We start from the raw sequence: 11813 nt of genomic DNA on the forward strand, positions 1-11813 counted from the left end.
ATTGGCGACCGTTGAGGGTATGGCTGTGGCTGCCCGGATAATGGTTGCGGCACAGGCGTTTGAGCAGGGCGTTGATCTGCTGCAGCCAGGCACCGGCCGGGGCGCCGTCGTAGGGTTTGGGCAGGCGCGCGAGTTCGGCCAGGGCTTCGATGCGTACCGGGTCCAGGGGCAGCTCGGCGCGCACGATGGCCTTTTTGCCTGGGCGCCAGTGGCGCAGCCGCCACAGGCCCCAACCCAGCAGGGGCAGCAGCAACAGCAGTGCCCACCAGCCCGGGGCCAGCGGCCACCAGCCGATCGGCGTCGGGGTGATCAAGGGTTGCAACTGATCGAGCGGGTTCACGAGGTTTTCCCCGGTCGTTGCGCGTTGAGGTACTCGCGCAGTTGCTCGATCATTTCGCTCTGGGTGCTCAACGGCATCAACACCACCCGCAGCTTTTGCGCCAGCAGTTCCCAGCGCTCGATGCGCGCTTCGCTTTGCTGGCGGTAGCTCTTGCGCAGGGTCGGGTCGAGGGTGTCGAGCTCCAGTTGCGCACCGTGCTGGGCAAAGCGCAGCAGGCCGGCGGCGGGCAGGGCGTGGTCGAGCGGGTCGGACAGCGGCAACAGCAGCAGGTCGCAATGGCGCGAAAGCAGGCTCAGCTGTTGTTCGACCGCAGGCGTCAGCGCCCGCTCGTCGCAGATGATGATCGCCAGGCTGCCGGGGCGCAGCACTTCACGGGCGCGGCGCAGGGCAATGCCGAGGCTGTCGGCCTGGGGCACGGCTTCGGTATGCAGCGACTGGTTGACCCGCGCCAGGCGGTTGAGCAGTTGCAACAGGCTCTGCTTGCTGCGCCGTGGCTTGATCTCGTAGTGCTCGTTGTCACCGAACACCAGGCCGCCAATGCGGTCGTTGTGGCCCAGGGCGGCCCAGCCGATCAGCGCCGCGGCCTGGGCGGCGAGCACCGACTTGAACATCAGTCCCGAGCCGAAGAACAGGCGCTGGCTTTGTTCGACGAGAATGAAGATCGGTCGCTCGCGTTCCTCATGAAACAGCTTGGTGTGCGGCTCCTGGGTGCGCGCGGTGACCCGCCAGTCGATGTTGCGCACATCGTCGCCGGCCTGGTAGACCCGCACCTGGTCGAAGTCGACCCCGCGTCCGCGCAGTTTCGAGTGGTGCAGGCCCACCAGCGGGCTGCGCTGGCCCGGCCGGGAGAACAGTTGCACTTCGCGCACGCGGTGACGCATCTCGATCAGCTCGGTGAGGCTGATGCGGATTCCGGGCGCGGCCAGCAGGCGATTGGGCATGGGCTCAGGCGACGGCGACGACGTCGAGGATGCGCTGGATCACCCGGTCCTGGTCAATCCCGGCGGCCTCGGCCTCGAAGGAAAGAATGATGCGGTGGCGCAGTACGTCGAACAGCACCGCCTGGATGTCTTCGGGGCTGACGAAGTCGCGCCCGGCAAGCCAGGCATGGGCCCGCGCGCAGCGGTCCAGGGCAATCGAGCCCCGCGGGCTGGCGCCGTAGGCGATCCAGTCGGCCAGTTCCAGGTCGTACTTGGCCGCAGTGCGGGTGGCCATGACCAGCTGCACCAGGTATTCCTCCACCGCATCGGCCATGTACAGGCCGAGGATTTCCTTGCGCGCGGCAAAGATCGCTTGCTGGCTGACCCGGCGCTCCGGCTTGGTCTCGCCATTGAGCGCTTCGCCACGGGCCTGCTGGAGGATGCGCCGCTCGACGGCGGCATCCGGGAAGCCGATCTTGACGTGCATGAGGAAGCGGTCGAGCTGGGCTTCGGGCAGCGGGTAGGTGCCTTCCTGTTCGATCGGGTTCTGCGTGGCCATCACCAGGAACAGCGGCGACAGCTCGTAGGTACTGCGCCCGACACTGACCTGGCGCTCGGCCATGGCTTCGAGCAGCGCCGATTGGACCTTGGCCGGGGCGCGGTTGATTTCGTCGGCCAGTACCAGGTTGTGAAAGATCGGCCCTTGCTGGAACACGAAGCTGCCGGTTTCCGGGCGATAGATCTCGGTGCCGGTGATGTCGGCAGGGAGCAGGTCGGGGGTGAACTGGATACGATGGAACTCGGCTTCGACACCTTCGGCCAGTTCCTTGATGGCCTTGGTCTTGGCCAGGCCCGGGGCGCCCTCTACCAGCATGTGGCCGTCGGCGAGGAGGACGATGAGCAAGCGCTCGACGAGTTTTTCCTGGCCCAGGATCTGGGTTGAAAGAAAGGTGCGCAGCGCGATCAGCGCCTCACGGTGTTCCATCGTTGAAGGTTCCTGGAAATAAGCCAGGGCGTGCGGCGTAAAAGCGCCCGGGCGGGGGCTGATACTTTAATCCATCCGGAGGGCTGGCGACTAACGGCAGCAGGGAAATTTGTTCAAATCGCAAAGTCAGGGGCTGCTGCGCAGCCCATCGTCGGCAACGCCAACTCCCACAGGGATCGCGCTGACCCAGTGGGAGCTGGCCTTGCCGGGCACTCAGTTCTTGAAGCTGGAATGCTTGCGCCCCTGGTCGCACAGGGCAAACACCACCACCAATACCGCCGCTACCACCAGGATCAGCGCCACGCCATCGGTGGAGTGAGTGGCCGAATTGGCCACCAGCGCCAGGCCACCCAGCGGTGCCAGGCCGCCCGCCACCGCCGTGCCGATCTCGCGCCCGGTGCCAAAGCCCGAAGAGCGGGTCTGGGTCGGGAACTGGCGGCTGAGGAACGAACCCTGCGGGGCAAACATCATCGGCGCGAGGATGCCGGTGCCGATGGCAATCGCCAGGTAGATCATCATCGGCTCGCCGGTGTTGAGCAGGCTCAGGAATGGGTAGGCGAACAGCACCGAGAACATCCCGCCGAGCATCAGCACGGTCTTGCTGCTCCATTTGTCGCACAGCCAGCCGAAGCACGGCACGGCAATGATGGCCACCAGGCTGGCGATGGTCACCGACAGCGAGGTGACATGGGCTTCGACGCCCTTGTACTGGGTCAGGTAGGCCAGCGAGAAGGTCTTGAAGATGTAGCTCAGGGCGTTGTAGCCGATGGCCACGAAGAACACCACGGCCAGGCCTTTGAGGTCGTTCCTGAACAGCAGCTTGAGCGGCGACTCCTGGTTTTTGGCCGGGGTTTTGTCGAGCTCTTTGAAGTCCGGGGTTTCCGGGATGCTTTTACGCACCCAGAGACCGACACCGACCAGCACGATGCTGCAGATGAACGGGATGCGCCAGCCACCGGAAAGCAGGAACTCGTTGCCGTTCATGGTCAGCAGGTAGACGGTCAGCGACGACAGCAGCAGGCCCAGGTTCAGCCCCAGTGCCGGCCAGGCGCCCTGGCTGCCACGCTTGCCTTCGCTGGCGTGCTCGTAGGAGGTCACTGCCGCGCCAGACAGCTCGGCGCCGGCGCCCAGGCCCTGGATGATGCGCACCAGCACGAGGATGATCGGTGCCCAGATGCCGATCGAGGCGTAGCTTGGGATCAAGCCGATCAGGGTGGTGCACACGCCCATCATGCAGAAGGTGATGACCAGCACCTGCTTGCGCCCGAAGCGGTCGCCCAGGTAGCCGAACAGCACACCGCCGAAGGGGCGGGCGATAAAGCCGATGGCAAAGGTTGAAAACGCCAGCAGCGACGCCACCGCCGGGTTGCTCGGGTCGAAGAAGATCTTCGAGAAGACGATCGCCGCCATGGTCGCGTACAGGTAGAAATCGTACCACTCCAGCATCGAGCCGAAGATGGTCGCGGCGGCGACCTTGCGCAGGCGCTTGCGTTTTTGTTCCGGGGTTTCGGTCGCGGCCGCAGCCGCCTCATGTACCGACATCTGAGGTTTCCTTTTTTGTCTTTGTAGTTAGGTGTGCAGCAGGGTTCAGCGGGCGTTGAAGATCCTTTCGGCGATCATCTGGCCGATCGGGATGGCCGAGGTGGCCGCCGGTGACGGGGCATTGCAGACGTGCACCATGCGCGGGGTCTCGGCGAACAGGAAGTCGTGCACCAGGGTGCCGTCGCGCATCACCGCCTGGGCGCGGATGCCGGCTTCATAGGGCAGCAGGTCTTCGACATTCAGCGATGGGCAGTACTTGCGGCACTGCTCCAGGTAGCCGCTTTTGAACAACGAGTTTTTCATCTCGGCGGTGCCGGAACCGAGGTTGTTCCAGAGGGTTTTCCAGAACCCCGGAAAGCGTGCGTACTCGGCCACGTCGCGCCAGTTCACCGAGAACTTGCGGTAGTTCTCCCGGCCAAGGCCGAGCACGGCGTTGGGCCCGACGGTAACGCTGCCGTCGATCATCCGCGTCAGGTGCACGCCGAGAAACGGCAGCTCCGGGTCGGGGATCGGGTAGATCAGGTGGTTGACGATGTCGTTCTTGGCCGCTGGCAGGCGGAAGTATTCGCCGCGGAAGGGGATGATCTGGTGGTCGATTTTGACCCCGGCCAGGGTGGCCAGGCGGTCGGATTGCAGGCCGGCGCAGGCGACCAGCTGGCGCGCGCTCCAGACCTTGTCGTCGCTGCTGATGGTGACCTTGTCGGCGGTTTCGACGATGGCCCGCACGGTGGTCTGCAGCTGCACTTCGCCGCCGAATCTCTGGATCACCCGGGCCATGGCTTCGCAGACCTGCGTGTAGTCGACGATGCCGGTGGCATCGAGGAACAGGCCGCCGAGGCCGATAATGTTCGGCTCGCGCCGTTGCAGCTCTTTGGCATCCAGCTGCTCGACCTTCAGGCCGTTCTGTTGCGAGCGCTGGTACAGGGCGTGCATGCGCTCGACTTCCAGCGGCGTGGAGGCCACCAGCAACTTGCCGCAGACCTCGAACTTGATCTGGTGCTCGGTGCAAAAGTCCTTGGTGGCCTGGGCGCCGCGCTTGCACAGGTCGGCCTTGAGGCTGCCCGGGGCGTAGTAGATGCCCGCGTGGATCACGCCGCTGTTATGCCCGGTCTGGTGCTTGGCCAGGCTGCTTTCCTTTTCCAGGATCAGCAACGAAGCGCCCGGTTGGCGTTCCAGCAGCGCCATGGCGGTGGCAAGGCCGACGATGCCGCCGCCGATGATGCAGTAGTCGTAGATCATGCAGGTGTCACCTTGGTTTGTTCTTATCAGAGAGTCTGCTTATCAGGTTGTCAGACTAAGTAGGTCAAACAAAAGGGCGCTATCTATCGGCGCCCGTTAAATACGCGGGTTCAGTCGATGCTCGGCAGGTCCAGTTTCAGGCGCTTGGCCGACGCCCGCAGGTGCGCTTCGGCGCAAGCTGCAGCACCAGCCCGGTCGCCATCGGCGATGGCCTGGTACAGCGCCTGGTGCTCACGATGGGCATCGGCCGAGCCGCCCACCGAATGCGCCGCGGAGTTTTCCCAGGCAGTACGGCGGGCAGCGGCCAGCTGGCCACGGAGAAAATCATGGAAGGCGACGAAGTAATCGTTCTTGCTGGCTTCGGCGATGGCGCGGTGGAACTCGACATCAGCCGCGGCGGCCACGGCAAAGTCGCTGCGCTTGTCGAGCATTTCCTGCAGGGCCTTGCTCATGCGCGCAAGGTCGGCGGCATCGCGGCGCTGGGCAGCCACCGAGGCGGCCTGGGTCTCGATCCACAGGCGCACTTCGAACATTTGCACCAGGTCCGGGCTGCGGCCTTGCGCAGAAGGAAAGCGGAATACCGTGCCGGTCGGGGTTTGCGAGATGTACGAACCCAGGCCACGGCGGGCGATCAGCACCCCGTCAGCCTTGAGCTGAGCCACGGCCTCGCGCACCACCGAGCGGCTGACGTTCAATTGCTCGGCCAGTTGCTGTTCGGTGGGCAGGCGCGATTCGGCCGCCAGGCGACCGGAATCGATTTCGGCACGGATGGCGCCGACAACCCGTTCGACCAGGGTATCGGGGCGCTGAAGCTCAAGCATGAAGGGTGGCTCATTAATCAGGTTGTCAGACAATGCCTTTTGCGGCGGTTCCTTGTCAAGAAACCGCGTGGGCGATTACAGCTCGCTGACGTAGGTGCCGGTGCCCTTGAGGATGTTCTGCAGGGTTTCTTCGACCTCGGCAAGGTCGGTGCCGTCGGAGGTCAGGGTGATCTCCAGGTGATCGTCGCCTTTGAACACATCGGCATCGCCTGGCGCCACCTCGATCAGCAAACGCTTGGCGCTGAGGCTGACCTTGAGGCCGTCGAGGGTGCTTGGCTCGTCATCCAGGGTGATGTCCACCGTGTCTTCGTCTGGATAGCGGGTCATGAGAAACATCTGGCCCTTGTCGCTGTGGCAGCACAGGGTGGCCATGTTGTCTTCTTCATCATCGCAGGGGGTGGCGAAGAGCAGGGCGGTTTTCAGTTGCATGAGCGGCTCGATCAGTAAGTTGAAAGAGGATTCTGCCAGTCTTCGGCCAGTGGATAAACGTGCGGTTGCACCTCAATGACCGAATATGTCGCAGCATCGCAAGCAGGGGCGGGCGGGCACTCGTTAAGCTGCGCTGTCGATGGACACCCGTAAAGACACAGCCCGTCTGGCAGTCGTTTTTGCAGATGCCCATCCGTGGAGCGGGAAGATGTGACTTGCAGGTCACATCGAGCGCCTGTTTCTATGGTTTTACCGTCCTCCTGCTACGGGTTGGCTATCGTTGATCCGTAAACGGCGGACGCGCGCGACGCTTCACTCAATAATAAAGCCCAAGCGGAGTACCACAGATGGCGTTTTTCACCGCAGCCAGCAAAGCCGACTTCCAGCATCAACTGCAAGCGGCCCTGGCGCAGCACATCAGCGAACAGGCACTGCCACAAGTGGCGCTGTTCGCCGAACAGTTCTTCGGCATCATCTCTCTGGACGAACTTACCCAGCGCCGTATGTCGGACCTGGCCGGTTGCACCCTCTCTGCCTGGCGCATCATCGAGCGTTTCGATCACACCCAGCCTCAGGTTCGCGTCTACAACCCCGATTACGAACGCCATGGCTGGCAGTCGACCCACACGGCGGTCGAAGTCCTGCACCATGACCTGCCATTTCTGGTCGACTCGGTCCGCACCGAGCTCAACCGCCGCGGCTACAGCATCCACACCCTGCAGACCACTGTCCTGAGCGTGCGTCGCGGGCCGAAGGGCGAGCTGCTGGAAATCCTGCCCAAGGGCACCCAGGGCGAAGGCGTACTGCAAGAGTCGCTGATGTACCTGGAGATCGACCGCTGCGCCAACTCCGCCGAACTCAACCTGCTGACCCACGAGCTTGAGCAGGTGCTGGCTGAAGTGCGCGTCGCCGTCGCCGATTTCGAGCCGATGAAAGCCAAGCTGCGCGAGGTCGTGGCGCTGGTTGAACAAACCGCCTACGCCCCGGCACAAAATGAAAAGGCCGAGGTCAAGGCGTTCCTCGAGTGGCTGCTGGGCAACCACTTCACCTTCCTCGGCTACGAAGAATTCGTCGTGCATGGTGACGCCCAGGGCGGCCAGCTGCAGTACGACGAGCAGTCGTTCCTCGGCCTGACCCGCATGCTGCGCGCCGGCCTCACCGCTGAAGACCTGCGCATCGAAGACTACGCCGTCAACTACCTGCAAGAGCCGCTGCTGCTGTCTTTCGCCAAGGCCGCGCACCCAAGCCGGGTGCACCGTCCGGCTTACCCGGACTACGTGTCGATCCGCCAGCTGGACGCCGACGGCAAGGTCATCAAGGAATGCCGCTTCATGGGCCTGTACACCTCCTCGGTGTACGGCGAAAGCGTACGCGCGATCCCGTACATCCGCGGCAAGGTCGCCGAAGTCGAGCGCCGCTCGCACTTCGACCCCAAGGCGCACCTGGGCAAGGAACTGGCCCAGGTTCTCGAAGTGCTGCCCCGTGACGACCTGTTCCAGACCCCGGTCGACGAGCTGTTCAGCACCGTCATGTCGATCGTGCAGATCCAGGAGCGCAACAAGATTCGCGTGTTCCTGCGCAAGGACCCGTACGGGCGCTTCTGCTACTGCCTGGCCTACGTGCCGCGCGACATCTACTCCACCGAAGTGCGGCAGAAGATCCAGCATGTGCTGATGGAGCGCCTCAAGGCCAGCGACTGCGAGTTCTGGACCTTCTTCTCCGAGTCGGTCCTGGCCCGCGTCCAACTGATCCTGCGTGTCGACCCGAAAAACCGCATCGACATCGACCCGCAGCAACTGGAAAACGAAGTGATCCAGGCCTGCCGTTCGTGGCAGGACGACTACGCCAGCCTGACCGTCGAAAGCTTCGGCGAAGCCCAGGGCACCAACGTCCTGGCCGACTTCCCGAAAGGCTTCCCGGCCGGTTACCGCGAGCGTTTCGCCGCCCATTCGGCAGTGGTCGACATGCAGCACCTGCTGACCCTGTCCGAGCGCAAGCCGCTGGTGATGAGCTTCTACCAGCCGCTGACCCAGGCCGGCAAACAGCAACTGCACTGCAAGCTGTACCACGCCGATACGCCGCTGGCGCTGTCGGACGTGCTGCCCATCCTGGAAAACCTCGGCCTGCGCGTGCTCGGCGAGTTCCCGTACCGTCTGCGCCATGCCAATGGCCGCGAGTACTGGATTCATGACTTTGCCTTCACCGCCGCCGAAGGCCTGAACCTCGACATCCAGCAGCTCAACGACACCCTGCAGGATGCGTTCGTGCACATCGTCAATGGCGATGCCGAGAACGACGCCTTCAACCGCCTGGTACTGACCGCCGGCCTGCCGTGGCGCGACGTGGCGCTGCTGCGTGCCTACGCCCGTTACCTCAAGCAGATCCGCCTGGGCTTCGACCTGGGTTACATCGCCAGCACCCTGAACAACCACACCGACATCGCCCGCGAGCTGACCCGGCTGTTCAAGACCCGCTTCTACCTGGCGCGCAAGCTCACCAGCGACGACCTCGACGACAAGCAGCAGCGTCTGGAACAGGCCATCCTGACTGCCCTGGACGACGTTCAGGTGCTCAACGAAGACCGCATCCTGCGTCGCTACCTGGACCTGATCAAGGCCACCCTGCGCACCAACTTCTACCAGACCGATGACCAGGGTCATAACAAGTCGTACTTCAGCTTCAAGTTCAACCCCAAGCTGATCCCCGAGCTGCCCAAGCCGGTGCCGAAGTTCGAAATCTTCGTCTACTCGCCACGGGTCGAGGGTGTGCACCTGCGCTTTGGCAACGTCGCCCGCGGCGGCCTGCGCTGGTCGGACCGCGAGGAAGACTTCCGTACCGAAGTGCTGGGCCTGGTAAAAGCCCAGCAGGTGAAGAACTCGGTGATCGTGCCGGTCGGCGCCAAGGGCGGTTTCCTGCCTCGCCGCCTGCCGCTGGGCGGCAGCCGCGATGATATCCAGGCCGAAGGCATCGCCTGCTACCGGATCTTCATCTCCGGCCTGCTGGACATCACCGACAACCTCAAGGACGGCGCCCTGGTGCCGCCGGCCAACGTCGTGCGTCATGACGACGATGACCCGTACCTGGTGGTGGCCGCCGACAAAGGCACCGCGACTTTCTCCGACATCGCCAACGGCATTGCCATCGACTACGGCTTCTGGCTGGGCGATGCGTTCGCCTCCGGTGGTTCGGCCGGTTACGACCACAAGAAGATGGGCATTACCGCCCGTGGCGCCTGGGTCGGCGTGCAGCGGCACTTCCGCGAGCGCGGCATCAATGTCCAGGAAGACCCGATCACCGTGGTCGGTGTTGGCGACATGGCCGGTGACGTGTTCGGCAACGGCCTGCTGATGTCCAACACGCTGCAACTGGTGGCGGCGTTCAACCACCTGCACATCTTCATCGACCCGAACCCGGAGCCTGCCAGCAGCTTTGCCGAGCGCCAGCGCCTGTTCGATCTGCCGCGTTCGGCCTGGAGCGACTACGACACCAGCATTATGTCCGAAGGCGGCGGGATCTTCCCGCGCAGCGCGAAAAGCATCGCGATCACCCCGCAGATGAAAGAGCGCTTCGCCATCGAAGCCGACAAGCTGACCCCGACCGAGCTGCTCAACGCGCTGCTCAAGGCGCCGGTCGACCTGCTGTGGAACGGCGGTATCGGTACCTACGTCAAGTCCAGTGAAGAAACCCACGCCGACGTCGGCGACAAGGCCAACGACGCCCTGCGCGTGGACGGCAACGAGCTGCGTTGCAAGGTGGTGGGCGAGGGCGGCAACCTCGGCATGACCCAGTTGGGCCGGGTCGAGTTCGGCTTGAACGGCGGTGCGACCAACACCGACTTCATCGACAACGCCGGTGGTGTGGACTGCTCCGACCACGAGGTCAATATCAAGATCCTGCTCAACGAAGTGGTGCAGGCCGGCGACATGACCGAGAAGCAGCGCAACCAGCTGCTGGGCAGCATGACCGACGAAGTGGCCGGCCTGGTGCTGGGCAACAACTACAAGCAGACCCAGGCATTGTCGCTGGCTGCACGTCGGGCCAAGGAGCGCATCGCCGAATACAAGCGCCTGATGGCCGATCTTGAGGGCCGCGGCAAGCTGGACCGTGCCATCGAGTTCCTGCCGACCGAAGAGCAACTGACCGAGCGCCTGGCGGCCGGCCAGGGCCTGACCCGTGCCGAACTGTCGGTGTTGATCTCCTACAGCAAGATCGACCTCAAGGAGCAACTGCTCAAGTCGCTGGTGCCGGATGACGACTACCTGACCCGCGACATGGAAACCGCGTTCCCGCCGTCGCTGGTGAGCAAGTTTGCCGAGGCCATGCGCCGCCATCGCCTGAAGCGCGAGATCGTCAGCACCCAGATCGCCAACGATCTGGTCAACAACATGGGCATCACCTTCGTTCAGCGTCTGAAAGAGTCCACCGGCATGAGCCCGGCGAATGTCGCCGGTGCCTATGTGATCGTGCGTGACATCTTCCACCTGCCGCACTGGTTCCGTCAGATCGAGGCCCTGGATTATCAGGTCCCGGCGGAAATCCAGCTGACCCTGATGGACGAGCTGATGCGCCTGGGCCGCCGCGCGACCCGCTGGTTCCTGCGTAGCCGTCGCAACGAGCAGGATGCTGGTCGTGACGTGGCGCACTTCGGGCCGAAGATCGCCGCACTGGGCCTGAAGCTCGACGAACTGCTCGAAGGGCCGACCCGCGAGCGCTGGATGACCCGTTACCAGGGCTTCGTCGACGCCGGCGTGCCGGAGCTGCTGGCGCGCATGGTGGCCGGTACCACGCACCTGTACACCCTGTTGCCGATCATCGAAGCGTCCGACGTCACCGGCCAGGACCCGGCCGAAGTGGCCAAGGCCTTCTTCGCCGTTGGCAGTGCCCTGGACCTGACCTGGTACCTGCAGGAAATCAGCAACCTGCCGGTGGAAAACAACTGGCAGGCCCTGGCCCGCGAAGCCTTCCGCGATGATATCGACCTGCAGCAGCGGGCGATCACCATCTCGGTGCTGCAGATGGACGATGCGCCGGAGGACATGGACGCCCGCGTGGCCCTGTGGCTGAACCAGCACCGGGTCATGGTCGAGCGCTGGCGTGCCATGCTCGACGAGCTGCGCGCGGCGACCGGTACCGACTACGCCATGTACGCGGTGGCCAACCGCGAGCTGGTGGACCTGGCCTTGAGTGGCCAGGCAACGGTGATGCCGTCCTGAGCGTGAGCTGAAATGAAAAAGCCCCGGCATTTGCCGGGGCTTTTTTTGTGCCTGTCCCGGCCTCATCGCGGGTCAAGCCCGCTCCCACAGGGTGGATCGTGCTGTACCTGTGGGAGCGGGCTTGACCCGCGATGAGGCCGGAGAATTTTATTTGAACCTTCGCTCTACACCTTTCTCGACCAGAATCTTCGCCGCAATCTCTTCCACGGAGAAATGCGTGGAGTTGATGTGCGCAATGTTCTCGCGGCGGAACAGGTTCTCCACTTCACGTACCTCGAACTCGCACTGGGCAAAGCTTGCGTAGCGGCTGGTGGGGTTGCGCTC

At 63.8% G+C, this 11813-nt stretch carries 9 protein-coding genes; 1 reads left to right on the forward strand and 8 read right to left on the reverse strand.

Annotated features, from left to right (window positions below):
• The 7 genes from UW3_RS27055 to UW3_RS0114940 form a co-directional block, all read right to left on the reverse strand.
• Positions 1 to 340: DUF4381 domain-containing protein (locus tag UW3_RS27055; RefSeq protein WP_010223300.1), on the reverse strand; the 340-nt coding region annotated here is incomplete at its 3' end.
• Positions 337 to 1281, reverse strand: a complete 945-nt coding sequence (locus UW3_RS0114915) for a DUF58 domain-containing protein (protein WP_010223301.1) — start codon at positions 1279 to 1281, stop codon at positions 337 to 339. The genes UW3_RS27055 and UW3_RS0114915, both read right to left, overlap by 4 nt.
• A gap of 4 nt (positions 1282 to 1285) precedes the next feature.
• Positions 1286 to 2245 (reverse strand): AAA family ATPase, encoded by a 960-nt coding sequence (locus tag UW3_RS0114920; RefSeq protein WP_010223302.1) that lies wholly within the window; start codon positions 2243 to 2245, stop codon positions 1286 to 1288.
• 213 nt (positions 2246 to 2458) lie between these two features.
• Positions 2459 to 3787 carry an MFS transporter gene (locus tag UW3_RS0114925; RefSeq protein ID WP_010223303.1) on the reverse strand — a complete coding sequence of 443 codons (1329 nt, stop codon included), beginning with the start codon at positions 3785 to 3787 and terminating at the stop codon, positions 2459 to 2461.
• A gap of 45 nt (positions 3788 to 3832) precedes the next feature.
• The gene (gene lhgO / locus UW3_RS0114930; RefSeq protein ID WP_010223304.1) at positions 3833 to 5026 is read right to left on the reverse strand and encodes an L-2-hydroxyglutarate oxidase; all 1194 of its coding nucleotides are present in this window, start codon (positions 5024 to 5026) and stop codon (positions 3833 to 3835) included.
• A 110-nt stretch (positions 5027 to 5136) separates the two neighbouring features.
• Positions 5137 to 5847 carry a FadR/GntR family transcriptional regulator gene (locus UW3_RS0114935; protein ID WP_010223305.1) on the reverse strand — a complete coding sequence of 237 codons (711 nt, stop codon included), beginning with the start codon at positions 5845 to 5847 and terminating at the stop codon, positions 5137 to 5139.
• A 75-nt stretch (positions 5848 to 5922) separates the two neighbouring features.
• Entirely contained in the window at positions 5923 to 6276 is a 354-nt protein-coding gene (locus tag UW3_RS0114940) for a hypothetical protein (protein ID WP_010223306.1), read from the reverse strand.
• 347 nt (positions 6277 to 6623) lie between these two features.
• Between UW3_RS0114940 and UW3_RS0114945 the strand changes: the two genes are divergently transcribed.
• Positions 6624 to 11489, forward strand: coding sequence for an NAD-glutamate dehydrogenase (locus tag UW3_RS0114945; RefSeq protein WP_010223307.1), 4866 nt, complete (start codon positions 6624 to 6626; stop codon positions 11487 to 11489).
• A 147-nt stretch (positions 11490 to 11636) separates the two neighbouring features.
• Here the strand turns inward: UW3_RS0114945 and UW3_RS27060 are convergent.
• Positions 11637 to 11813, reverse strand: a 177-nt coding sequence (locus UW3_RS27060; RefSeq protein ID WP_010223308.1) for a kinase/pyrophosphorylase, incomplete at its 5' end; no start/stop codon positions are given.

The sequence above is a fragment of the Pseudomonas donghuensis genome (assembly GCF_000259195.1).
GTDB classification, from domain to species: Bacteria; Pseudomonadota; Gammaproteobacteria; order Pseudomonadales; family Pseudomonadaceae; genus Aquipseudomonas; species Aquipseudomonas donghuensis.